Genomic DNA, 19712 nt, shown 5'->3' with positions numbered 1-19712 from the left:
CCTTTGCAACATACCTATAGTCCCGCAAGCGATGGTGTTTGGGGAACCGTATAATGGCGTCAGGTTAGCTCTCTCGTTTGAGGTTGGGACGGACATAGAGCCGTTCGAAGCCGGCGCGCGACATGTTCCGGAACGATGGAAAGTCCGCTTCTTGGCTGTCGCCAGGCTGTCCTGTCTCGCTGGTTGCCACGCGAGCACCCATCTCGGCGGCGGCCATAATTCGACGGTGCAGAAGGCTGCGTTGTACGCCTTGGTTGCGGAAGACTGGGAGTGTGCCAGCGATGCCAAGCCAGGCGGCATCATCGCGGACGTACATGGTGCCGCCACCAGCGACGGTTCCGTCCACGACCGCGAGGAAGCAATGCCACGACGGCCGGTCGACGAGTGCGGCGAACCAGTCGGCACACGAGGCCGGCAGACCAAAACCTCCAGCCACCGCGCTGCCGAACAAAGCGGCCGATACAGCATTCACCCGTGCGACCTCGACCGACCCGCGCAGGGGTTCGGATGCTCCATCCGTTCTGGCGAACTTGGCCCAGCCAGTTCCCGCCGTGGTCAACGACTCTTGGGCAATGAAGGCTTGCACCACGTCAGCCGTTATAAAGGGCGCGAGCTGCAAGGCCCAGCCGGTCGCGTTTGCATCTAGCCAGGCCACCACGTCGTCCAGATCGTCGCGCGACAGCTCGCCTTCGATCCCGATCGCCATGGCACGATTCAGCTCGGTGATAGGGATAGCCCGACAACCCAAAAGCCCCATACCTGCCACCGTCGTGCTAGCCAGACCGAGACCCTCTCGCACATGGTCGGGCGCCGCAGCGAACAGGTCGAGCCAGGCATCGCGCTCGATCAGTTCTGCACTACGTTCGATTGCGCCAACTTCACGCTGATTGGCGCCTGTGACGAGCGCGACGTGTTGGTTCTGCATCTGATCTCCGAATACGAACTACATTCCTGTTTCTCTCTCTCTTTGTAGGTGCCCGACAGATTGCAGGAAATGCCAGAATTCTGATTGCGCTCGCCGCTGCGGTGGATCGAGCGTTATGCAAGCTGACCGATCTGCCTTCCCAGAAACGAAGGTCGATCGAGAACGACGGTGCGCTGTGATGTTGGATGAGGGTCACAAGGCCAGGCTCTCCCAAATCCTGTCCCCGATTGCCTTTTCCCGAAATGGTGTCGGATCTACGGAGAAATGGGACGCTTCAACCTGTCGGAAAACACCTGTTTGCCGTCGTTTAACGGCGCCACCAAGCAACCGCTCGTTTCCCTTGCGCAGCATAGGCGGCAATCCTGGCTGAGGTGCTGTGGCATGCGCGCCTCCTGCCGCGCCCCAGCTGCTCTGCCAAGCGAGAGAGGAGGGGGGGAGAGGTGCCGATCCATGCGGATCAAAGGAGACCCTCCCATGTCCGACATCATCGACCTCGGCGGTGCACCCGCCGAAGAGGACTGCGCGCAGTTGGGCCGCACGCCCGACTTTGACGCCGTGAACGCCTATGAAGTGTTCGCCTATAAGCTAGCGATCATCGCTCGGTACGGCCAGCCGCCCGCCGGTTGCCGCCTCAAGCCGCTCGCCAATCGTCACGACTTCGGCGTTTACCGCACGCTGTCGCTCCGGATCGACGACGAAGCGGACGAGGCTGTCCAGACGTACGCTGAAGCCGTCGAGAACGGCTTGGCGCGCTGGCTCGACGGCGGCTTCGCTCCCCCGATCAACTACGAGGGCAGCGTCGCCACCCGCGCGGCGTAGCCGCACTGATCCGAGCCATGGAAGAGGAGAGGGGAGGGAGCGGGCACGCCGGAATGAGCCGGTGGGGAGCTACCTCATGCCTGATCTTGTGCCCGCGTCAGCCAATCACCTCATGCGCCCGATCCTCTGGACGTTCGGAGAGGGTCCGACCTTCCCGGGCTACACCGACGACACTCATTGGAACGGCTTCCTCAACGTGTCCGTCAGCATGGCGACATGGCCCTATGTCCTGCGGACGCTCATCGCCGGCGCCGACGGCGACGCGGACTCGATCGCGGCATATCGCGAGATGGCGGGTGGCAGCATGGTCTCGCTGGCCGACCGTTTCACCACCGAGGCCGTGGACCGGAACTGGTCCTGGCAATTCCCCGACTATCCGGTCGCAACCATGATGCCGATCCCGGAGCGCTGGTCGGAGATGAGCTGGCACCACGACACCGCGCCCAGCTTCGGCCCCTGTGTCGGACCGATGGGCGAAGCCGCGCAGGTCTGGGTCGACTATGCCGATCCGTCGAAACGCGAGTTTCCGGAAGCGCCTCGCTTCAGCTTCAGCCGGCGCGATGCGGTGGGTGAGCTGACCACGATCTACGCCGGCGCAGATTGGGACGAGGTGCTGATGCTGGCCGCGGTCGAGGCGCTCGCGTGCGCCTTCGCGCGCGGACTCGCCCTCGAGCTCACGCCTGCGCAGTGGCAGGACATGCGACTGCGCAACCAGGTGGCACCGGAGGGCACTTGTGCCTCGCACGATTTCGTCGATGCCAACATGGTGATGCTCGCCGCCTGGGAGGCCGAGCGCGGCCATCCTCTGCTGCCAACCCCCGAGCCGACGACCTTCGAGAACGATCTCGCGCGCGTGAGCGCTGCGTGGAAGATCTCGACAGCGCACTATCTCACGGCGTCCCATGAGGGTGAGCGGTTCGACGCCTGGCGCCTCACAGCCCGCGACGTCGACGGACTCGCTGCAGCCGGTGAGGAGCTGGGCAGGGTCGACGATAGCGACAGCCCGGGACGGATCTACGCGACCGGCTTCATGGAGCAGAGTGGCAAACATTGGATCGTCAACGTCGGCAACTCCAGCCAGGCCTTCGACGAGCTCTTCGATGCGGAAGCGCACCTCTGGAGTGTCCATGCATCTACCGAGAGCCGACCCGAGGTGCGCCAGCCGCTGCGGTTGCCGCCTCCGCCTTCCGCCATCCACTTCACCGTCGACGAGATCACGGTAACTGCGGACGCGATCGATCGTCGGCTGGCCGAGCGAGCCAAACGGCTGAAAACCGTCTCGGAGCTTGAGTCGGAAGGGCTCTTTCTGGCCGAGAGCGTGCGTCGGCTGAAAGCCGCCAGGGTCAAGCTGACCGAGGCCGCTCAGCCCTAAGTGACGAAAGAGGAGAGGGGAGCAGGTGGTCGCGGGATTGGACCCGCGAGAAGGAGACCGCCATGCTCCCCGCCTCGATCGCACCCACCGCCGCGCCAAGCGCGGTCGCTACGGTGCAGGAGCTGTTCGCCGACAGCATGACAGACGTCCTGCTCGAGCTTCTACAGGCCGCCCGTGCCACAGGCGCTGCCCGCGTCGACGTCGCGGTGATCGGCGCAGCCGGCGAGCAGCTGCTACAGCTCAGCGACGATGGCCATGGACTCGACGAGCCCGGTGCGATCTTCGCTCACCCGCTGCCGCGCTTTGGCATCTTCAGTCTCGCCGGGCGCGACGTGATCGTCCGCTCCTGGTCACGTGCCGCACATCAGGGTTGGAGCGCACACATCACCGCCGCGGCATGGACGGGCAGGCGGCCGATCGCGATCTCACCGGATCCGATCCTCCGCGGCACCGCCATCACGTTTCGCACGCCGGCGGTCGCCGAAGCCGTGGTCCGGGCTTCGCTGGCCGAGGCCGCGTGCCTCGCCGGCGTGGTCGTCACCTTCAATGGTCGAGGGATCTGGCTTGGCGGATGTAGGTAGTTGGTGCCCACATCCGCCCGAGTCCGTTTAGTTCGGAGCTACGCGAAGTCGCCCAGGTGCTTCGTCTCGGCGTCAGGCAGGTCAGAGGAGTCACCCTCGGTGCGACCGTCACCCTCGAGATCTTCCGCGGTGAGATCCTGCTGATCCTTGCCGAGAATGTCGCGGTCTTCACCGTTCGTGCCCGGGTTGTTGGTCCCGCCGTTTTCAGCGTCGTCGTGCTCAGCCTGCCTGGTCATAAGAGTCTTCCTTCGATGTTTGAAGTAGAACGACTACTATCGCCTAAAGACCCTCGGTCTAAGCTGCGCCTTGAATAAATATCGCGGGCGAAAGTTAGCCGTGGATGGCCCGGCGTTAAACCGCTCGAGCCAGCTCTGCATCGTCGGGCAATTAGCACGAGACTGATGACCCTAAGGATGGGCGAACCCCTCGCCGCGTAAACGTCATTGAACGCTCGACGAAGGCGCCTGGTTGACGATGACGAGCTGCTCCGGCGCGAGGCCCACGATCGTCAGGCCAGCCATCGTGAGGAATATGCTGGTCGCCAAAGCGATGAGCGGACCGGCTGGGATCACCTGACGTCGGTAGAGCAGGGCCATGCCCTCGAATGTGGCCGCGCCGAGCAGCGCGATGATGATCGCGAAGATCTGCATTCCACCCATTTACCCGAAGGGACCTGAGATGGACACCGCCGTTCAACCCACACGCACCGAGATCATCGGCGCGCTCAATGATCGCTGCCGGTACGGGCTCGACCGCCGCGCGCGCATCGTGGTCACGCGCTCGTGTCTCGCGACCTTCGCCGAGGTCGGGGTGCCCGCGATCGTCGCCCAGATCGAAATCAAGGCAGCGTTACGCGCGCATGCATTTCCGGAGCAGGATCGCGAACGGGAACGCGGCAGCTTCGAGTTGCGCGGCCACACCGTCTACTTCGCAATCGACTATTACGATCTCGCGCTTGAGTATGGCTCAGAAGATCCGGCCAACCCGAGCATCACACGGCGCGTGCTCACGATCATGATGCGCGAAGATTTATAGCCAACCCGGTAAGCCGCCGATCACTCTACCTTTTCCGCAATGTCAGCGATGTCCTTATTGGACAATCCTTCGTTCTCGTCGCGTAGATAGCGAAGCAGATCGTCCACTTCGGCAGGGCCGAAGCTCATATCCAACGCGTCCATCTTGATGGCAGTCGAAAACCGTTCGTCGTGTGGCATCGCCTCAACGAGTGCCGCGCACTCGCTCAACGTCCCGTTCAAGAGGACGGTGGATGTCGGCTTGCCATCGTCGTCGATCGCATAGGTCGTCGCTGGTTCGCTCAGCGGATAGGTCGTCATGTCGTAGTCCCCTGGTTTGCGCAGAAAACGTTCGCGGCGACGTGTCGGGCTCAGCTGGCTGGGGTCGCGTACCACATGCCGAAGGCGTTGCTCGCGACGTGAACAAAGAGCCCGGGCACAATCGAGCGCGTGCGCAGCGCGCAGATGCCAGTCCCGAGGCCGAGGCACAGCGAGGCGACCAGGTTCGCCGGCTCGAAGTGCAGCGTCACGAAGAGGAAGGCCGACACCAGCACCGCAGCGACGCGCCAACCTCGATCGACGAGCGTGCCGAGCAGGTAGCCGCGATAAAGCACCTCTTCCACCATCGGCGCGACGATGACCGTGGCAATCAGGAGCGCCAGACCTGCGGGTCCGGACAGCGACGCGACGAGGGCTCGGCCAACCTCAAGGTTGCTGCTGGCGCCCGACTGCCAGACGGTTGCTCCCTGCAGCGCGAGAATCCCGAGCGGGATCTGCGCGACGGCAAGGCCAATGACCATCGCGGACGCGGTTCGCTGGTCCCATCCCGGTGCCGTAAGCAGCACGGCGCGTGCACGACCTGCGCGCCGCGCGTCCAGTGCAACAAGCCCGAGGATAACCAAAGCCGCCAGTACGATCGTCGCAGCGGTGAGCGCGGCCGATGCAGGGTCGAACCCAATGGCAGGTCCAACGATGTAGTGGATCACGGTCAGCGCCGCTTGATGCGCGATCAGGAGCCCGGCCACGATCCACAGCGACGGTGCGAGCGAACGCAGCGTGGCGGGTACGCCAAGCGGCGGTGCAGCAGCCAAGTCCGGCATATCTCGCCTCACAGGATCAGGAGATCGTCAGTGCGCAGCATCAAGTCTCACGGCACCCGAGGCCGTCAATCCCGCGAGCAAGGAAGCTTGGATCTCACGGCGTTACTCCGTCCAGGTCCAAAGAACGTGCAGTGGGAAGCTGACAAAGCCGGCTGGCGCGCTTTCGTCTTCGGCAACACCATGAGCGGCTTCCCCGCCGGCAATCGCCTCGATCGAGCATGGCGTCGCGGCTACGAGGCCGGCCAGCGCAGCGACAACGCTGCAGGGCTGATGCTGTAGCTGACCACGGCTCGACACAACGAGCCCGGGTAGAGAGGGAAGGCGGGGAGGCAGTCGGATCATCGGGATCCGGGAGCCTCACCATGAACGCATTCAGCCACGCGACCGCCGAAGTGGTGATCCGCCACGGCCACATGGCGTGCGGCCTCGGCGCCGGCGCCGCCGGCATGAACGCGGCCAATCCGCGCGTCGGGCCGCTGCGCGGTCGCTTCGAGTGCGCGGGCGGCATCGGCGTCGACGAAGGCGCGATCCGCAATTTCCAGCGCCTGCGCGAGCTACGCGCTGATGCGCAGGTGCGGGCTGACGACTGCTGGCGCCGGCACAAGGCGCCGATGGCCGCCTACTGGAAGGTTGTGTCGGTCTATGCCGGTCACGTCGCCCGCGTGCTGCGATGAGGTACGATCCTCGCATCGCGACGGTGTCCGGCGACGAGTTCGAGGAGCTGCTCGCGCTTGCGCGGCTGGCCGACGAGCCGCCCAGGCCGATGACCGATGATGATCGCTGGCGTGCCGACTATGCCGAGGCGCAGCGTCGATGCCGGGTCATCGGCTATCAGCAGGATCTCTTCTCCTCGACGACGATGACACACTATCGTCGCAACGCGGCCGCGCCCGAGTGGGCGCAGGCCCCGCGCGAAACGATCGAGCAGAAGCTCGAGCACATCAAGGGCGACCCGTTCGCCACCTTCGGTCCGCCACGGTCGGACCGGCCATCGATTCTGACACGCGCCGAAAGGGACGCGATCGTCCGCAAGGCCGGAAACTGGCTCAGCCTGCGCCGGCGCGTGCGGCTGGTTGACGCGCCGGGCTCGGTGGATCCCGCCTTCGGCATCCAACGGTTCCTTGGCCGCGAGGGTGTCGTGTGGCGGCTGTGCGGCGCGCCCTTCGACGACCATTGCTACGTCTTCTTCGACGCTGCGGGCGCGGAGCGCACCGCCAAGATCGAGCTCGCAGAGCTGCGCGATCTGGAGCCGATAGAATGAGCTGGCGCGAACCCGACCTCTTCTATGGGGACAAGCAACCGCCGCGCACCATTGCGCCGATAAAGGCTTACCGGCCTGCGGTGCGCAAGGCCGCAAAGCCTTTCGCATGTGATAGCATGGGTGCCTGGGTCCGGCTCATGCACCGGTTGTTCGCCCTCGAGGCTCCGAGCAGCGATCATTATAGTCGGACGCGCGAGACAGCGCGGGCACTGACCGTGGGACGCGTCCGCGAATGCCGTCACGACGATGATCTAGCCCGCTGCGAGGCGATGCTGGTGGAAGCGCGGGCGGGGTGGCTCTACGGTCTCGATCGTGCCTTCACGCCCGCGGAGCGCGGCGTCTTGTTGGTCGAGGTGCGAAATCGACGCCAGCTGCTGGCCCTCGGCCGTCTGGAGCCGAAGCCGAAGGGCGCGCGCATGGACCCACGATGCCTGCCCAAGGACGCTCTTGAGCGCCTGATCCGGTCACATACCGACGTCGCTCTCGTCGATCGGCTGCGTTGTGAGCGAGCGCGACGAACGATTGAAAGAGAAGGGTGAGATCCGTATTATACGGATGAGGAGATTGGCCATGGCACAGACCGCGACATCCGGTGAGGTATCGAAGGCGTTCGGCCGCTTCAGCCGGCGCGCGCTGGTCGAGCCACTCACCATCACCAACCGCGGCGACGAGGCTTTGGTCCTCATGTCGATGCAGGAATATACGCGGCTGAAGAGCCGGGATCGTGTGGCGATGTCGCTTGATGAGGTCACCCAGGAAATGCGCGACGCGGTCGCCGCCTCGAGGGCACCTGAGGAGTCCAAGGCCTTCAACCACGAAGTGGATTGAGGGTGGACGTACCGACGCCGCGTCCCGGCCAGGTCATCCGTTACGAGTACCTCTGGAAGCGTGAGGCCGACCGTGGCGCCGAGGACGGTCGCAAGGAGCGTCCGTGCGCGCTGCTGCTGGCGCAACAGATGCGCGATGGCAGAACCGAGGTCTTCGTCCTTCCCATCACCCATAGCCCGCCTCTGGAGGCGGATTACGCGATTGAGATCCCGGCCGACGTAAAGCGACGTCTTATGCTCGACGATGATCGGTCGTGGATCGTTCTGTCGGAGCTGAACCGTACGCCGTGGCCGAACCAGGACACTCGCGTTGTACCCGGCTCCAAGCCAGCGACGGTCGTCTATGGACAGCTGCCAGAGACGCTCTACAACAAGGTGCGGGATCGCTGGCTTGAGCTGGTCGACAAGAACCTAGTCAAGGTTGTTGGGCGCACAGAATAGCGTCACGCTCTGTTGCCGCCAGTTAGAAAAGACACTTTCTCCGCTAGATAGACATGACACTCGTTGTGGCAGCGGGGGCAGCGTGGAGCCCCAAGCAGCGCAGCGCTGCCCCCGCTGATGCGGTAAACCCTCGGCTCTTGCGCCCTTGAACCCGCTGCGCCAGCAGCGGGCTCGGTCTCGCCGGTGGATGGTCGCAAACGCCCACTAGCGAATATTGGCGGGAGGCCCCGGTGAGCAGCCCTCTAAAGGCAAGGAGGGCACAAGTACAAACTTGGAACGGACGCAGCGCTACCGCGCAGCCTTTTCGACGAGAATGTCCTGTAGCGTGCCTCTCGGCCAGGGACCGATGTCGACATAGGAATGGCTACGCGCCGACCTACGAACGATCAACGTAATGAAGATAGTACCCCGACCGGTCGTCGCACCGAGAATGTCGGTCCACGCCCATCTCCGAGTTTGATAGACATCCGGCACCTCAATTCCAGCTTCGTCCAGGATCAGCAAGCTGGGGTGCCGATAGTGTTTGAGGCTGCGGATCACGCCACGAAGCGACGCTACACCGATCAGAAAGAATACAACCGACACGAACGTTTCAGACGGAACCGAACCATCAACGAGGCGACCGTCAAACGCTTCCACTACGAGAGCCACGACCAGCTGCGAACGCACCTCGACGACTTCATGGCCGCCTACAACTTTGCCCGCCGGCTCAAGACGCTCAGCGGGCTCACACCCTACGAATATATCGCCAAGATCTGGACGTCAGAGCCAGACCGGTTCATCGTCGACCCGATCCACCAGATGCCGGGACTGAACACCTAAACATCAACAAGGCGATCGCGGCGCCGGGAGGATTGTGTCTCCTGTAGCTATTTTGCCGGGAAATGCAGCAGTCGGTAACCAATAGGATGTTAAATCACGCTTGAAACTGCGGGCAGTTATACAGCATGATAACGGGCGTTCGGAGTAGCTATAGGAAGGCTCCAAGCCTAGCAGTAGGCAAGGCGGGGCTGGCACTGTCGTGCATAACAAGCGTGGGCGTACCGCTGTACAACCTTTTTGTGGTAGTTCATTATACATCCATTCACGAGTCTGTTCGTGTTCTGATTGCTGCGGCTATCGCGGTGCTATCGGCAACCGCATCTATCGCAGCTGGAGCATCCCTTCGCCAGTGTCTAAGCAAGACGGAGAGCCTCAGCAAGGTCGTAGCTATTTACGTTGCCCTCTTTGTCCTTTTCATATGCCAGGCGGTGGCATTGCCGGCGGTTAAGGATCTTTGGTTCCAATCTCCTATCCTGCTGGTAGCGGCCGGGCTGCTTATTGGCGTTCAAGCGACAGTGACATCGTATCTTAAGAAAATAGCGTGGGATCGGGCCGTTTCTATTCTGGAGCTGCAGGCTTCAGCAGGATCAGATCCTCGTTAGTGGCAGGCGGACTTGGATGGAAACGTTCGGCCGCTTTTCATTTCTAGCCGTCTTAAATGATTTGCGTAGAACACGTAAAGAATATCGCCGGTGAGCTAAGTCAGCAGCTTAAGAAGCGACAAAAAGGCGAGCCGGCCGGAGCCTTGTACGGGCTCTCTCTGCCATGTTTGCGGGGGAGCTCAATGCAATGGCTTTTATGCCGTGCAGTCGCTAGCGAAATAACCTCAATTGGAGATAAAGAAAGTGCGACTAAACGCCTGCAGGGTTATGGGTTTCCAGATCGTGAACCATGTTGGAATCGTTGTAAGCGATCTTCATCGATCGATTCGTTTCTACGAAGCGCTAACCGGGGTGGCGGTTGCGAGAGAAGACGTAGTTGGAGGCTCGCGTTTGGCGGCGCTTCGTGGCTTGCCCAATCTGAGGCTCGGCTTTGCCATGGTCCATTTAGGTAACATAAACATTGAGCTAGTTCAGTACGTCGATCCTGTAGCCGATCAGGCTCGCTACTCAGCCGCTGACATTAGCTCTATGCATCTTGCTTTCGAGGTCGAAGATCTACCATTGGTGTGTGATAGAATGGAGAAATCTGGAATTCCAATAGCGGCGGGTCCCATAACGTTGACAAAGGACGACCTGCTGGCGTATGGGACCGGAACAAAAGTCGCTTACTTCGATGATCCGGATGGAACCCATCTCGAAGTTGTGGAGCCAAGGGGCATATTCCGTAGACGAGATTAAGTATTCCATCGCCCTTGATGGTAAGGGAGTTTACGGCTTTTCGAGTCATGGTGGACGTCGCGCTACGGGTTTTGATAGATTGGTCCGGCTTTTTGGTGGTGGCATTTTTGCTCAGGCTATCAACTGACTGCCATTACTCCTCTGCTCGCGGACCTGCTCTTGCGGGTGCCTGGGTCAGGCGGCCATCGGCGAATGCACGGCGAGCGGTCGGTGAACGTCGCGCGGGTCCGCTGGCGTGCAGGCGAAACGCGCATTGTGCGGAGCGACATAGGAGGTGAGAAAGGCATTGGCGTCGTCAAGAGACGAGATGCCGGCCAGTCGCATCGCCTTGACCAACCGCTCCTGCAGCGTGCCATTCGCGCGTACTGCTAGGTGTTTGATCCGGCGGTTTGATGGTGCGATCCTTTCGCTGGAATGGAAGGAAGCCGTATGGGACAGGTACGTCATGGGTGCGCCACGACCACGCACGCCGTCCGAGCAGCAATACAGCGATCGCAAGCTTCGCTCGCGACGCTGAGCCGGGAGCTGGGGATCAATCCCTAGACGGTGGCCAAGTGGGGCAAGAGGGCAACGGTTGAGGATCTGAAGACCGGGCCGAAGGCCCCTCATTCAACGACCCTGACCGAGGCGGAGAGGCAATGGTCGTGGCGTTCCGGCGGCACACGCTGCTGCCGCTCGACGACACGCTCGGCGTGCGGCATTCCTGTGATTCTCTTGTAACCATATTGAAGCGCGGCGACACTTTCCCGAGACCTCCGCATCTGCTTCTACCCGGAACGACGGTTGTAGGATGTTTAGTGATGGTGACTCGTTTCATTACCGGCATGACGGCAATGAAGGAATCTGAGATTGCTAACGATGCCAACCAGACGACGCTGACGCTTCGGGTTAACGCCCAGCCTTTGGCGGTCTGCACCAGCCACGGGGGCATTCATGCCGAGCAATATGCCTGCGATTTCTTGAAAGCCGCGTTCACCGGCGCTCCCATCGCGTCCGCGAAGCTTGCCGAGGCGGAGCAGGGCGGGACAACCAAACACACCGATGCCGCGATCTACGACATCTTCATCACCAGGTCGCCATGCACAAGCTGCGCGAACCGCATTCTGGAGGTTCAGAATTTGCTTCCGGAAAACAGGATGATCAGGATCTTCTGCGCAACTGTCTATAAGGGGCCAAAAAGCGCCGAATCTCAAGCGAACATCATTCGCTTACGAAACAGCGGCGTGCCGGTTTATCTCTGGAACGCCGCAGCTATGGCGATGGCTGGCGACAGCGACAGCCTAGCTTTGCTGAAGGTCGCTCATCGCGTGAGCTTCCTCGACACTAAGGACGTTGGCGGTCCGGCGGATCACAAGCTTGATTCCCGCTTGTCCAACAGATTTTCGGATTTGGGCCTGCTGCCGTTATATACAGGAAAGGAGTATCATGGTGCCTGACACGAAAAAAACGAAGGCAACGGTCGAACATGCGATAGGGCAGGACCGTGCCCTCGTGCTGGATCTCGAGCCGGCCGTCCGGGTACTCGCACACGTCCACCTTCTTGCGCGCTCGTGAATGGCTAGCGGCCGGTGCAGATCGCGCGGGTCGAACGGTGCCTTGGCGAACCGACGATTGTGCTTTGCCATGTAGGAGGGGAGGAAGGCGTTGGCTTGATCGATGGTGGAGATGCGGTGTAGCCGCATCGCCTTGACCAAGCGGTCCTGCAGCGTCGCATTGACCCGCTCGACGCGTCCCTTCGCCTGGGGCGAGTTCGCACAGATGAGCTCGATGTTGAGCCGATCCAGCGCACGACCCAGGTGGGTCATGCCGTCGCCCTTCGCCGAGGCCGTGTTGTTGCGGAAAGCGCTGTGCTTGTCGGTGTAGAAGGCCACCGGCTTGCCGTGCCGCTCGAGGTAGGTCCTCGTCGCGCGCATGTAGGAGAAGGTGCTCTCGCTCTCGACCATCTCGACGTGCATAAGCTCGCTGGTGGCATCGTCGATGAAGACCAGGAGCGTGCATTGCGGACCGCGGCCCTCGAACCACCAGTGCTCGGAGCCGTCGACCTGGATGAGTTCGCCGCGGCAGTCGCGCCGGTAGCGAGGCTGGTATGGGCGAGGGCGCTTGGCCGCACGGTCCCGCCACAGCCCGGCCTCCAGCATGATGCGCCGCAGGGTCTCGCACGACAGGCCGATGCCGTGGCGCTCGGCGAGGTACTCGTGCGCCAGCGTCGGTCCGAAGTCGGCATAGTGCTCGCGCACCAGCGTGACCACCTCGGCACGGAAGGCATCGCTGTAGCGCCGGTTGCTCGGGCGTCCTCGCTTGTGCGACACCAGGCCGCCCGCGCCGTCCTGTCGCAGGCGGTCGAGGAGCCGGTACACCTGCCGCCTCGCGAGGCCGAGCAGCTCCATCGCGTCCGCGACCCGGATCTCGCCGCGGTCGAGCCGCATCAGCGTGTCGAAGCGGGTAATCTCAGCAGCACTCATCGCCAGCACCGTCATACAATGCCCGTCCTCGTTGCCGAGAACGGCTATGACACCGGCGACCCGCCGATAGCACCGCAGAGTGCCATTTCTATCTAGCGAGCTGGTGCCATTTGTACGTTGCGTCTACATAGCGCTGCGGTTTCAAGCCGAAGTGCGACACGCCTCGTGGCAGCGGGGGCAGCGTGGAGCCCCCCAAGCAGCGCAGCGCTGCCCCCGCTGTGGCACTGTCTTCGCGGCTCTTGCGCCCTTGGACCCGCTGCGTCAGCAGCGGGCTCGGTCACGCCGATGGACGGCCGCGAACGCCCAATTGCAGACATAGCGGTTAGTCGGTACGATCGCGAGATGCGCATCAGCTTCTTAGGGCTTAAGAACGATCTATGGTTGGCGAAGAGATTTTATAATCGAGCAGGACTTATCATCGAGGCGAGAGCTATGCCCCGCGCGCCGTTTGGTATGGCGCACTACTTTATCGTTTTTCCCACCGACTTTTCCCGCACAGATGCTGAACGGTTGATCCGCCTAATCCGTGAGACGAAGGTCTTTAACCTACGGCGCTTCCGGTATGCTCTCCTCGGCGATCTCTGGATGCGGGCAGGGCGAGAAATGCTTTGGAGTCGCCGTCTGCAAAGTCGGAACAGGTCGAAGCCAATCGTCCGCTAACCTGCCAATCTCAGACGTTTGCGGCGCATCCGGCCGGCGCCGCGGGTGAATGACCGAGATTGGCAGGATAGCGGAAGGGCCGCTTACACGTGCCGTACAGCGTAAGCGGCCACTCGTTGAGTTCGGTTTGTGCCTACTCTCGTTCGTCAGCGTCGACCGACTTCAGGCGCAAGCGTCACGAGCGGCTTGCCCTTTTCCACTATGTAGGTCGCGAGCTCGGCGCCATTGGTGGTGCCAGGGTTATGCGCCTTGTGTGCTACTCCTGCTGGTATAAACAAAACCTCGCCAGCTTTGAAGGTCGCCGCGCTCTGGCCCTCCAGCTGGTATTCCAACGTTCCTTCGATTACGTAGATGACCTCCTCGCCCGGATGTCGGTGCCAAGGCGCCGTTGCTCCCGGTGCGATGTCGATGCGCGCCTGCACTGTTTCCCGATTAACGATCGACAGGTCGTGTCGCTGAAGGTCCGTTCGCTTTACGCTCTGCTGACCCTGCGCAGCTGCAGCCAACGCACAAAAAGCGAGTGACGACCCAATTGCGATTACGTACTTGTAGCCCATGCTCTTACTCCTTCATGTTGAAACAATGCCTCAAGCTTTTGCAGTAAAGCAGGCAATGCGCGAGCCGCTTCAATCAGTCACCAACTGTTTAACGCGATAAGGCAGAGCCATGTCGTCATGGTCGGTAGGACGAAGATAAAGAGCTTCATCTTCGAATTCGGAAGTGATGGACCGACGACGGCATGAAGCGCCAGTAAGCTGCCAAGGATGACGCCGACTACGAGTGAAAAAGCAGGCATCCTTAACGAGCTGCCGACAATCCAGATGGAGGCCGGGATATGGACTCCCATACGAAGCGCCCACACGTCGCCTTCCTTCAAATCATTTATGGACGCAACATCGATCAACGCGTCGCAAAACACCCATACATAACCTGCAACCCTCACGAACTCCGGCGCAGGCAGCGCCTGGATGACGGGGGCCAGCGCCAGGTGGTACAGGATTCCGGCACAATTACCGAGCCAAAGATGGCCGGTTTTCTTGGCCGCAAACATGGCGATCCATCCTGCACAGGACAGGAGCGCGAACAGACCAATATGGTCTTGAGGTAGAAACATCGAAAGCCCTCTTCTCCACTGTGACCAACACGAGAAGGAGATGCGGCACTCCGGCCGCCTATGTGGCGACGGGCAGAAGACGCAGCTCCACCTCGCGTCGTGGTCCACGGCCCGAAGGCTGGATTGAAGGTTTCCGTCGTGACGGAAACTGACCGGGGCTCACCAAAACCGGTCCACCATTTTCGACAGGAGTAAGGTGCCACGAGCGAGGCGGATGCACAAGCCTAGACCTTTGCGTGTCCGCTTTCGAGGCACGCTCCCCCGCTCGGCCGTGTCTGAGTTTGGGCGTTAGCTGACGTTCCCCAGCGCCGCCCCAGACCTCGCCGCCCTACCCAGCGAGGTCGGTCAATCTCGTTCTCCGGGGCAACCCCATAGGTCGCTCGCCCTATGTGGCGGTAACGGCCAATTCGCTGAGGCGCATGCATGCAGCCATCGCAGCGGGCCTGACAGAGGTCCGCGGCTACACCGGTAAGCCAGCGATCACCTTCACCGCTCACCCCTCGTGGCCGTCGCGCTAACTAGCGGGTCACCTCCTGTCTGGCCTGCTCCTCCCAGTTCACCCGGTGGAGCCACCAGTTTCGATTGGATTGATCGATGAAGGTCCTCAATCCGGCCGAGAGAGCTGCTACGAGAATGAGGGTCGCCGTGATCTTGTCTGCCGGCCAATCGTGGATCAGCCATTAGAGGGCTCCCGCCGCAAGAAGGTCCCACAGGTTCACGCGCCCACTGTCGCGCTCGTAATCCTTCATCACGACCGAACGCACGTTCGCCGTCGAGCCATGCTCATGCAGGTTGCGGTGCTTCATGGCTGTGTCCCCCTGATTCAACCGACCTGATTTAACAGGCTGCGCCCCCGGCACGCCAGCCGTAGCGCCGCGAAGTCACTTCGGGGATAGTTCGGGATTCTCGGTTCCGCTCGTTCCCGTTTCGCTCCCTCTTGCTCCCTGAAACGGGGTGTGTAGAGGGAGAAAGAACGGCGGTTTTCCGAGGCTTTCCTCGCGCCGGGCGCTTAGCTCAGCTGGTAGAGCGGCTCGTTTACACCCAGCCATCCAAGTCTTAGCGTGGTCATTGAGCTTACCTTGGAGTCCGCCTGTGCGCCCAGTATCTGAATGGACGGAAGCCGACTTGCAGGAGCTTGTCAGCCAAGAGGTTCAGGAAAGCATCACGCTCGATTATAAAAGGTCGGCGGCATTGTCGAAGGACAATGGTGCTAGAAACGAGCTAGTTAAGGATGTGAGCGCTTTCGCAAACTCCGCAGGCGGAATGATAATATACGAGATCGAAGAAGAAGGGATTCTTCCTAAAAAAGTTGACGGTGGAGTAGATGAGGCGATCACACGAGAGTGGATTGAGCAAGTTTTAAATTCACGCATTCAACCCAAGGTGTCCGGCCTTCTTGTGAAAGCTATTCCGCTTGCCAGTGGCGGAAACGCTTTCGTTATTGAGATACCACAAGCCACATCCTACGCTCCACACCAAGCGGGCGACAGAAAGTACTACAAGCGCTTCAATTTTGCTTCAGAACCGATGGAAGACTACGAGGTCAAGGATGCCTTACGAAGGGCTAGTAGAAGCGACTTGTATCTAAGGGTTATGTCTTTTCCATCGGCGCTATGGCCGGGCCGGCTCCGGGTCGCCGTATACATAGCCAATAGGAGCGACGAGCCAGCGCTTTACACCGGAGTAACACTCAACATCGATCAACGCCTTGCTTCTGAAAACGAGCCATTTACCTAATGGGCGGTCAACAGAAACTTGCTAGCTACAATTGAGGGATCCGACGCGGAACTTCATATAACGATGCTTAGCCGTAACTTCATGGCGCCTAACCATATGCCGATCTTCAAGGAAAAAAAGTGGAAAATTCTGGATTTCGTGCTGAACACTAATCAAGCTGGCCAGTATCTATTTGGTTACAGGATAGTATGTCCGGGCTTCATCAAGGAGGACACTGGAGTGGTAAATCTCGGTCCTACGAGCCTTCATGCCGGTGGCACTTTGGCCGACGTCTTTCAAAATGAGGCGTTGTACTAACCTATCTAGGAAGCCGCTAAGAGCTGCAGTGACGTTCAAAATCCGCTGTCGCATAGCGCGGTAACGGCCAATTCGCTGAGGCTAACCAAGCGTCCGAGATTGGCAGGGAAGCGGTCCGACCGGTTTCGGGAGCGAAGCCATCGAAAGCGGACACTTTCACCCGTAGCTTTGTGAGCAGCGATCCAGCAGGGCCGGTAAGCCGACGTCATCACCCGCGGTTTCACCGATCGCAGCGAGATAGCGAAGTATGACGGCCCTCAACGCGTCGGGCTGCGGCGCATCACCCGTCTGACGAATGGACACACTCGTCCCATCGGTGCTGACTGTATGCGGTTCTCCGGCCGGTCCGAAGGCGGCGCTGTAGACCCCCTCAGCGACGTCTATCGGCTCCATCCACCGCTCTGCATCTTCTAAGGAGGCAAAGAAGATAGCCGGCTCATCTGCCGCGACGATGAGGTTTATCGGGGCCATCGACCCGATATGCCATGCAGCAAGGATGTCCGCTATCGGCATTCGCATCGGGTCTGCTGGACGTCCGGCTCTGGGCAAGCCCGCTTCATCCGAAGGCGGCTGCTTATGGGCGTTAGCTGACGTTCCCCAGCGCCGCCCCAGACCTCGCCGCCCTACCCAGCGAGGTCGGTCAATCTCGTTCTCCGGGGCAACCCCATAGGTCGCTCGCCCTATGTGGCGGTAACGGCCAATTCGCTGAGGCGCATGCCGCGGCGCTCGACCTCAGCCGCCAGCGCGTCGATCGACAAACCAGAACCACCCTTCAGCCGCCGACGATCCATTTCGTCGGCGATCGCTTCAGAACTTCCGTCGCCGGGAGCCCAAGCGCCATCTTCCCATTCAGTTAGCAGCTCCTGGTCGGTCCAGGAGGCGAGCGCTTCGGTCGTGAGCGGGGGCGGTCCGTCGGTCATGAGACGAGGCTAGGCTTAGTGGTTGATTGCGCAAGCCTGGCTGCGCATGGTTTCACCGCCGCACATAGAGGGCCTGCACGTAGGCGGCTTTACACGATGCGATATGCATGAGACGCTTAACCATCAGGGGAGCGTGACAATGCGATATTTCCCATGGATGGCCGCAGCGGTCATTTTCGGCACCCCGGCGCAGGCCGCTACCGTCATCAGCCTGACCGTCGACGGCACCTACACAGGGCGTCGGGATTTCGTGAGCGGCACCGTGGAGACTTTCGCTCCGCGAGCATTCACTATCGTCGCCACGCTGCCGCTGCCGGCAGTGACGGACCCGCCCGGCTCGACGCCGCCTGAGGTTTATACCGATTACGATGCGACTCAGCTCGGCATAGCGACGCCCTTCGTCGCGGAGGTCGGTCCAGACCCGATTGGGAACGGTCTCGCTGACCTGCCTGGCCAGGCCTACGCGCAGGCGATCGTCCAAACTTTTGGCCACGATGGTTACTCATCGCAATTCACTTTGTCGCAGAACCTCGACCACAGCGACAACGTCAACGGCTGGGCGTACTCGGTAAGGCTGTCGCTCTGCTGCGACACGCCGGCCTCGCTGCGGGACAGCGATCTGAGCATGACGCCGTCACGTCTCACCGACTTTCTGGCACTTCAGGTCGGCAAGCCCGTAGATTTTAGCACGGGCTGGTACGGCTATCGCTATGTCAAAGACGGCGACTTTTACCGGACCGACTATACCGCGGGATCGGGGCCGACCGGCATCAAGGCGGTGCTGACCTCCTTCAACCTGATCTCGAGCGTGCCCGAGCCGGCAACCTGGACAATGATGATCCTTGGTTTCGCGATGACGGGGGTCGCGATGCGCGGCGCACGACGTCGAAAAACGGCCTGAACGCTAAGCGGGAGGCGTCATCAGAGCCGGAAAAAGAGCTGCGACCGTCCACGCTGTGACGCCTTGCAACACGACGGCGGCCCTTTAGGCTCGAGGCATGTGCAACCGAGCTCGACTTCAACACGAACCTGAAACGCTGTTTGGCGCTACTGGCTGGCTCGGTGAGCGGCCGCGTGACAACCGGTTCGATCCTCGCGAGTTGAGGCCAAAGGGGCGCGCGTATGTGGTTCGCGAAGAGGAGGGCCTGCGTGGCATCGACGTCATGGCCTGGGATGTGCTTGGCGGCCAGGCTGCGTGGCCGATAACCAACGTCCGCAACCTCGCTCTACCGCAATGGCGCCGCCTGGCGGATGACCCGGCAAACCGCTGCCTCGTGCCGCTGACCGAATTCTGCGAATGGACGCCTGAAAAGCACGACCTCGGTGACGGTAAGCCTGCGCTCAAAGGCGAAATGTGGTTCGCGTGCACTGATCAGCCCGTCTTCGCGGTTGCAGGCTTCTGGCAGCACACCAAGGGAGGACGCGGCTTCACGATGGCGACGTGCGATCCTAACGAGCTCGTCGCGCCTATTCACCCGAAGGCGATGATCACCATTCTGAAGCCCGAGGATCAGGAACGGTGGCTCAGCTGCGATTACGCCGACGTCGTGCGGCTTCAGCAGCCGTATCCGTCCGATCAAATGACGGTTCGCGGGCCAGTGTTCCCCACCCGGCGCGACGAGCGCTGAGGCAGCTGGCGAGATGATGGCGTTGCAACCCGAAGAACTCAAAACTCTGCGCAAGGCGGCGGGCCTGACGCAGGATCAGCTAGCAGCCGCGATCGGCATGAGCAGGGTGTCGATCGGGCTCATGGAGCGCGGGCAAGCGCCGATCGAGCGGCGGACAGAGCTGGCGGTGCGCTACCTGTTCGAGCATGCGGAGGCGGCGGCTAAATAACACCGACGCGCGCCGCGCGGTGGAGACGCTGCTCTGAGGCGAGGTGTGCCGGTAACGGCCAATTCGCTGAGCTCCACTGAGCGTCCGAGATTGGAGAGGTTTGCGGACCTGCCGCTTTCGGGTGAGGCAGCGCGCATAGCTGACGCTGGCTAGCGCCGCCCGCCGTCCCGATTGGGATGGTGTTT

General features: G+C 61.3%; 27 protein-coding genes and 2 pseudogenes. 17 read left to right on the top strand and 12 right to left on the bottom strand.

Going from position 1 to position 19712, the window contains the following annotated elements:
• Window positions 1-64: 64 nt before the first annotated feature.
• A complete protein-coding gene (locus ACMGDM_RS16585) occupies window positions 65-925 on the bottom strand; it encodes a GNAT family N-acetyltransferase (protein WP_436805239.1) in 861 nt (286 codons plus the stop codon).
• Between the two features lie 474 nt (window positions 926-1399).
• Between ACMGDM_RS16585 and ACMGDM_RS16580 the strand changes: the two genes are divergently transcribed.
• From ACMGDM_RS16580 to ACMGDM_RS16570, 3 genes are all read left to right on the top strand, one after another.
• Window positions 1400-1744 carry a hypothetical protein gene (locus ACMGDM_RS16580; RefSeq protein ID WP_436805238.1) on the top strand — a complete coding sequence of 115 codons (345 nt, stop codon included), beginning with the start codon at window positions 1400-1402 and terminating at the stop codon, window positions 1742-1744.
• A 304-nt stretch (window positions 1745-2048) separates the two neighbouring features.
• On the top strand, window positions 2049-3116 hold the full coding sequence (locus ACMGDM_RS16575; RefSeq protein WP_436805237.1) for a hypothetical protein: 1068 nt from the start codon (window positions 2049-2051) through the stop codon (window positions 3114-3116).
• Window positions 3117-3229: 113 nt separating this feature from the next.
• Window positions 3230-3697 (top strand): hypothetical protein, encoded by a 468-nt coding sequence (locus tag ACMGDM_RS16570; protein ID WP_436805236.1) that lies wholly within the window; start codon window positions 3230-3232, stop codon window positions 3695-3697.
• A 38-nt stretch (window positions 3698-3735) separates the two neighbouring features.
• Here the strand turns inward: ACMGDM_RS16570 and ACMGDM_RS16565 are convergent, their stop codons facing one another.
• Together ACMGDM_RS16565 and ACMGDM_RS16560 are read right to left on the bottom strand one after the other, a co-directional pair.
• Window positions 3736-3933, bottom strand: a complete 198-nt coding sequence (locus ACMGDM_RS16565) for a hypothetical protein (RefSeq protein WP_436805235.1) — start codon at window positions 3931-3933, stop codon at window positions 3736-3738.
• A 204-nt stretch (window positions 3934-4137) separates the two neighbouring features.
• Window positions 4138-4347, bottom strand: coding sequence for a hypothetical protein (locus tag ACMGDM_RS16560; RefSeq protein ID WP_436805234.1), 210 nt, complete (start codon window positions 4345-4347; stop codon window positions 4138-4140).
• Window positions 4348-4375: 28 nt separating this feature from the next.
• Here ACMGDM_RS16560 and ACMGDM_RS16555 point away from each other — a divergent pair, with 28 nt between their 5' ends.
• Window positions 4376-4732 (top strand): DUF3768 domain-containing protein, encoded by a 357-nt coding sequence (locus ACMGDM_RS16555; RefSeq protein ID WP_436805233.1) that lies wholly within the window; start codon window positions 4376-4378, stop codon window positions 4730-4732.
• Window positions 4733-4752: 20 nt separating this feature from the next.
• Here ACMGDM_RS16555 and ACMGDM_RS16550 read toward each other — a convergent pair whose 3' ends face one another.
• Together ACMGDM_RS16550 and ACMGDM_RS16545 are read right to left on the bottom strand one after the other, a co-directional pair.
• Window positions 4753-5031 (bottom strand): hypothetical protein, encoded by a 279-nt coding sequence (locus tag ACMGDM_RS16550; RefSeq protein WP_436805232.1) that lies wholly within the window; start codon window positions 5029-5031, stop codon window positions 4753-4755.
• A 50-nt stretch (window positions 5032-5081) separates the two neighbouring features.
• A complete protein-coding gene (locus ACMGDM_RS16545; protein WP_436805231.1) occupies window positions 5082-5801 on the bottom strand; it encodes a CPBP family intramembrane glutamic endopeptidase in 720 nt (239 codons plus the stop codon).
• Window positions 5802-5840: 39 nt separating this feature from the next.
• Between ACMGDM_RS16545 and ACMGDM_RS16540 the strand changes: the two genes are divergently transcribed.
• The 8 genes and pseudogenes from ACMGDM_RS16540 to ACMGDM_RS16505 all read left to right on the top strand — a co-directional run bounded on the left by ACMGDM_RS16540 (window position 5841) and on the right by ACMGDM_RS16505 (window position 10501).
• On the top strand, window positions 5841-6089 hold the full coding sequence (locus tag ACMGDM_RS16540) for a hypothetical protein (RefSeq protein WP_436805230.1): 249 nt from the start codon (window positions 5841-5843) through the stop codon (window positions 6087-6089).
• A gap of 83 nt (window positions 6090-6172) precedes the next feature.
• Window positions 6173-6484 carry a hypothetical protein gene (locus ACMGDM_RS16535; RefSeq protein WP_436805229.1) on the top strand — a complete coding sequence of 104 codons (312 nt, stop codon included), beginning with the start codon at window positions 6173-6175 and terminating at the stop codon, window positions 6482-6484.
• On the top strand, window positions 6481-7071 hold the full coding sequence (locus tag ACMGDM_RS16530) for a hypothetical protein (RefSeq protein WP_436805228.1): 591 nt from the start codon (window positions 6481-6483) through the stop codon (window positions 7069-7071). The genes ACMGDM_RS16535 and ACMGDM_RS16530 overlap by 4 nt, the downstream gene beginning before the upstream one ends.
• Complete coding sequence (locus ACMGDM_RS16525; RefSeq protein ID WP_436805227.1) at window positions 7068-7610, top strand: hypothetical protein; 543 nt, start codon at window positions 7068-7070, stop codon at window positions 7608-7610. The genes ACMGDM_RS16530 and ACMGDM_RS16525 overlap by 4 nt, the downstream gene beginning before the upstream one ends.
• A gap of 31 nt (window positions 7611-7641) precedes the next feature.
• Entirely contained in the window at window positions 7642-7899 is a 258-nt protein-coding gene (locus ACMGDM_RS16520; protein WP_436805226.1) for a type II toxin-antitoxin system Phd/YefM family antitoxin, read from the top strand.
• A gap of 2 nt (window positions 7900-7901) precedes the next feature.
• Window positions 7902-8339, top strand: a complete 438-nt coding sequence (locus ACMGDM_RS16515) for a hypothetical protein (RefSeq protein WP_436805225.1) — start codon at window positions 7902-7904, stop codon at window positions 8337-8339.
• 594 nt (window positions 8340-8933) lie between these two features.
• Window positions 8934-9161, top strand: a pseudogene (locus ACMGDM_RS16510) (IS3 family transposase); the annotation flags it as partial.
• A gap of 830 nt (window positions 9162-9991) precedes the next feature.
• A complete protein-coding gene (locus ACMGDM_RS16505; protein ID WP_436805224.1) occupies window positions 9992-10501 on the top strand; it encodes a VOC family protein in 510 nt (169 codons plus the stop codon).
• Window positions 10502-10675: 174 nt separating this feature from the next.
• On the opposite strand, the gene ACMGDM_RS16500 is transcribed toward ACMGDM_RS16505, so the two are convergent.
• On the bottom strand, window positions 10676-10999 hold the full coding sequence (locus ACMGDM_RS16500; RefSeq protein ID WP_436805375.1) for a hypothetical protein: 324 nt from the start codon (window positions 10997-10999) through the stop codon (window positions 10676-10678).
• Here ACMGDM_RS16500 and ACMGDM_RS16495 point away from each other — a divergent pair.
• Window positions 10931-11190, top strand: a pseudogene (locus ACMGDM_RS16495) (transposase); the annotation flags it as partial. The gene ACMGDM_RS16500 and the pseudogene ACMGDM_RS16495 overlap by 69 nt on opposite strands.
• Before the next feature lie 714 nt (window positions 11191-11904).
• Here ACMGDM_RS16495 and ACMGDM_RS16490 read toward each other — a convergent pair.
• The 4 genes from ACMGDM_RS16490 to ACMGDM_RS16475 all read right to left on the bottom strand — a co-directional run bounded on the left by ACMGDM_RS16490 (window position 11905) and on the right by ACMGDM_RS16475 (window position 15543).
• Entirely contained in the window at window positions 11905-12978 is a 1074-nt protein-coding gene (locus ACMGDM_RS16490) for an ISNCY family transposase (RefSeq protein ID WP_436805223.1), read from the bottom strand.
• 791 nt (window positions 12979-13769) lie between these two features.
• Complete coding sequence (locus ACMGDM_RS16485; protein WP_436805222.1) at window positions 13770-14180, bottom strand: cupin domain-containing protein; 411 nt, start codon at window positions 14178-14180, stop codon at window positions 13770-13772.
• 77 nt (window positions 14181-14257) lie between these two features.
• Window positions 14258-14737, bottom strand: coding sequence for a hypothetical protein (locus ACMGDM_RS16480; RefSeq protein WP_436805221.1), 480 nt, complete (start codon window positions 14735-14737; stop codon window positions 14258-14260).
• Window positions 14738-15417: 680 nt separating this feature from the next.
• Window positions 15418-15543: a hypothetical protein gene (locus tag ACMGDM_RS16475; protein ID WP_436805220.1), complete on the bottom strand. Its 126-nt coding sequence runs from the start codon at window positions 15541-15543 to the stop codon at window positions 15418-15420.
• Window positions 15544-15862: 319 nt separating this feature from the next.
• On the opposite strand from ACMGDM_RS16475, the gene ACMGDM_RS16470 reads away from it, so the two are divergent.
• A complete protein-coding gene (locus ACMGDM_RS16470; protein WP_436805219.1) occupies window positions 15863-16474 on the top strand; it encodes an AlbA family DNA-binding domain-containing protein in 612 nt (203 codons plus the stop codon).
• Window positions 16475-16927: 453 nt separating this feature from the next.
• Here ACMGDM_RS16470 and ACMGDM_RS16465 read toward each other — a convergent pair whose 3' ends face one another.
• Both ACMGDM_RS16465 and ACMGDM_RS16460 read right to left on the bottom strand, forming a co-directional pair.
• Window positions 16928-17290 carry a hypothetical protein gene (locus tag ACMGDM_RS16465; RefSeq protein ID WP_436805203.1) on the bottom strand — a complete coding sequence of 121 codons (363 nt, stop codon included), beginning with the start codon at window positions 17288-17290 and terminating at the stop codon, window positions 16928-16930.
• Between the two features lie 161 nt (window positions 17291-17451).
• Window positions 17452-17691, bottom strand: coding sequence for a hypothetical protein (locus ACMGDM_RS16460; RefSeq protein ID WP_436805218.1), 240 nt, complete (start codon window positions 17689-17691; stop codon window positions 17452-17454).
• 157 nt (window positions 17692-17848) lie between these two features.
• On the opposite strand from ACMGDM_RS16460, the gene ACMGDM_RS16455 reads away from it, so the two are divergent.
• From ACMGDM_RS16455 to ACMGDM_RS16445, 3 genes are all read left to right on the top strand, one after another.
• Window positions 17849-18592 (top strand): PEPxxWA-CTERM sorting domain-containing protein, encoded by a 744-nt coding sequence (locus tag ACMGDM_RS16455; protein WP_436805217.1) that lies wholly within the window; start codon window positions 17849-17851, stop codon window positions 18590-18592.
• Between the two features lie 97 nt (window positions 18593-18689).
• Window positions 18690-19319 carry an SOS response-associated peptidase family protein gene (locus ACMGDM_RS16450; protein ID WP_436805216.1) on the top strand — a complete coding sequence of 210 codons (630 nt, stop codon included), beginning with the start codon at window positions 18690-18692 and terminating at the stop codon, window positions 19317-19319.
• Between the two features lie 13 nt (window positions 19320-19332).
• Window positions 19333-19527: a helix-turn-helix transcriptional regulator gene (locus ACMGDM_RS16445; protein ID WP_436805215.1), complete on the top strand. Its 195-nt coding sequence runs from the start codon at window positions 19333-19335 to the stop codon at window positions 19525-19527.
• Window positions 19528-19712: the final 185 nt, after the last annotated feature.

The sequence above is a fragment of the Sphingomonas larreae genome (assembly GCF_051400595.1).
GTDB lineage: Bacteria > Pseudomonadota > Alphaproteobacteria > Sphingomonadales > Sphingomonadaceae > Sphingomonas.
The sequence above is the reverse complement of the archived record's forward strand: the minus strand, read 5'-3'. Positions and strand labels throughout refer to the sequence as shown.

Excerpts from the sequence above, each read along its gene's own strand:
- ACMGDM_RS16575 (WP_436805237.1), top strand. The coding sequence starts at position 2,049 with ATGGTCTCGCTGGCCGACCGTTTCACCACCGAGGCCGTGGACCGGAAC.
- ACMGDM_RS16565 (WP_436805235.1), bottom strand. The coding sequence starts at position 3,933 with ATGACCAGGCAGGCTGAGCACGACGACGCTGAAAACGGCGGGACCAAC.
- ACMGDM_RS16525 (WP_436805227.1), top strand. The coding sequence starts at position 7,068 with ATGAGCTGGCGCGAACCCGACCTCTTCTATGGGGACAAGCAACCGCCG.
- ACMGDM_RS16555 (WP_436805233.1), top strand. The coding sequence starts at position 4,376 with ATGGACACCGCCGTTCAACCCACACGCACCGAGATCATCGGCGCGCTC.
- ACMGDM_RS16480 (WP_436805221.1), bottom strand. The coding sequence starts at position 14,737 with ATGTTTCTACCTCAAGACCATATTGGTCTGTTCGCGCTCCTGTCCTGT.
- ACMGDM_RS16560 (WP_436805234.1), bottom strand. The coding sequence starts at position 4,347 with ATGCAGATCTTCGCGATCATCATCGCGCTGCTCGGCGCGGCCACATTC.
- ACMGDM_RS16455 (WP_436805217.1), top strand. The coding sequence starts at position 17,849 with ATGGCCGCAGCGGTCATTTTCGGCACCCCGGCGCAGGCCGCTACCGTC.
- ACMGDM_RS16475 (WP_436805220.1), bottom strand. The coding sequence starts at position 15,543 with ATGAAGCACCGCAACCTGCATGAGCATGGCTCGACGGCGAACGTGCGT.
- ACMGDM_RS16485 (WP_436805222.1), bottom strand. The coding sequence starts at position 14,180 with ATGGGCTACAAGTACGTAATCGCAATTGGGTCGTCACTCGCTTTTTGT.
- ACMGDM_RS16465 (WP_436805203.1), bottom strand. The coding sequence starts at position 17,290 with ATGCGAATGCCGATAGCGGACATCCTTGCTGCATGGCATATCGGGTCG.
- ACMGDM_RS16535 (WP_436805229.1), top strand. The coding sequence starts at position 6,173 with ATGAACGCATTCAGCCACGCGACCGCCGAAGTGGTGATCCGCCACGGC.
- ACMGDM_RS16530 (WP_436805228.1), top strand. The coding sequence starts at position 6,481 with ATGAGGTACGATCCTCGCATCGCGACGGTGTCCGGCGACGAGTTCGAG.
- ACMGDM_RS16445 (WP_436805215.1), top strand. The coding sequence starts at position 19,333 with ATGATGGCGTTGCAACCCGAAGAACTCAAAACTCTGCGCAAGGCGGCG.
- ACMGDM_RS16580 (WP_436805238.1), top strand. The coding sequence starts at position 1,400 with ATGTCCGACATCATCGACCTCGGCGGTGCACCCGCCGAAGAGGACTGC.
- ACMGDM_RS16460 (WP_436805218.1), bottom strand. The coding sequence starts at position 17,691 with ATGACCGACGGACCGCCCCCGCTCACGACCGAAGCGCTCGCCTCCTGG.
- ACMGDM_RS16585 (WP_436805239.1), bottom strand. The coding sequence starts at position 925 with ATGCAGAACCAACACGTCGCGCTCGTCACAGGCGCCAATCAGCGTGAA.
- ACMGDM_RS16550 (WP_436805232.1), bottom strand. The coding sequence starts at position 5,031 with ATGACGACCTATCCGCTGAGCGAACCAGCGACGACCTATGCGATCGAC.
- ACMGDM_RS16490 (WP_436805223.1), bottom strand. The coding sequence starts at position 12,978 with ATGACGGTGCTGGCGATGAGTGCTGCTGAGATTACCCGCTTCGACACG.
- ACMGDM_RS16520 (WP_436805226.1), top strand. The coding sequence starts at position 7,642 with ATGGCACAGACCGCGACATCCGGTGAGGTATCGAAGGCGTTCGGCCGC.
- ACMGDM_RS16450 (WP_436805216.1), top strand. The coding sequence starts at position 18,690 with ATGTGCAACCGAGCTCGACTTCAACACGAACCTGAAACGCTGTTTGGC.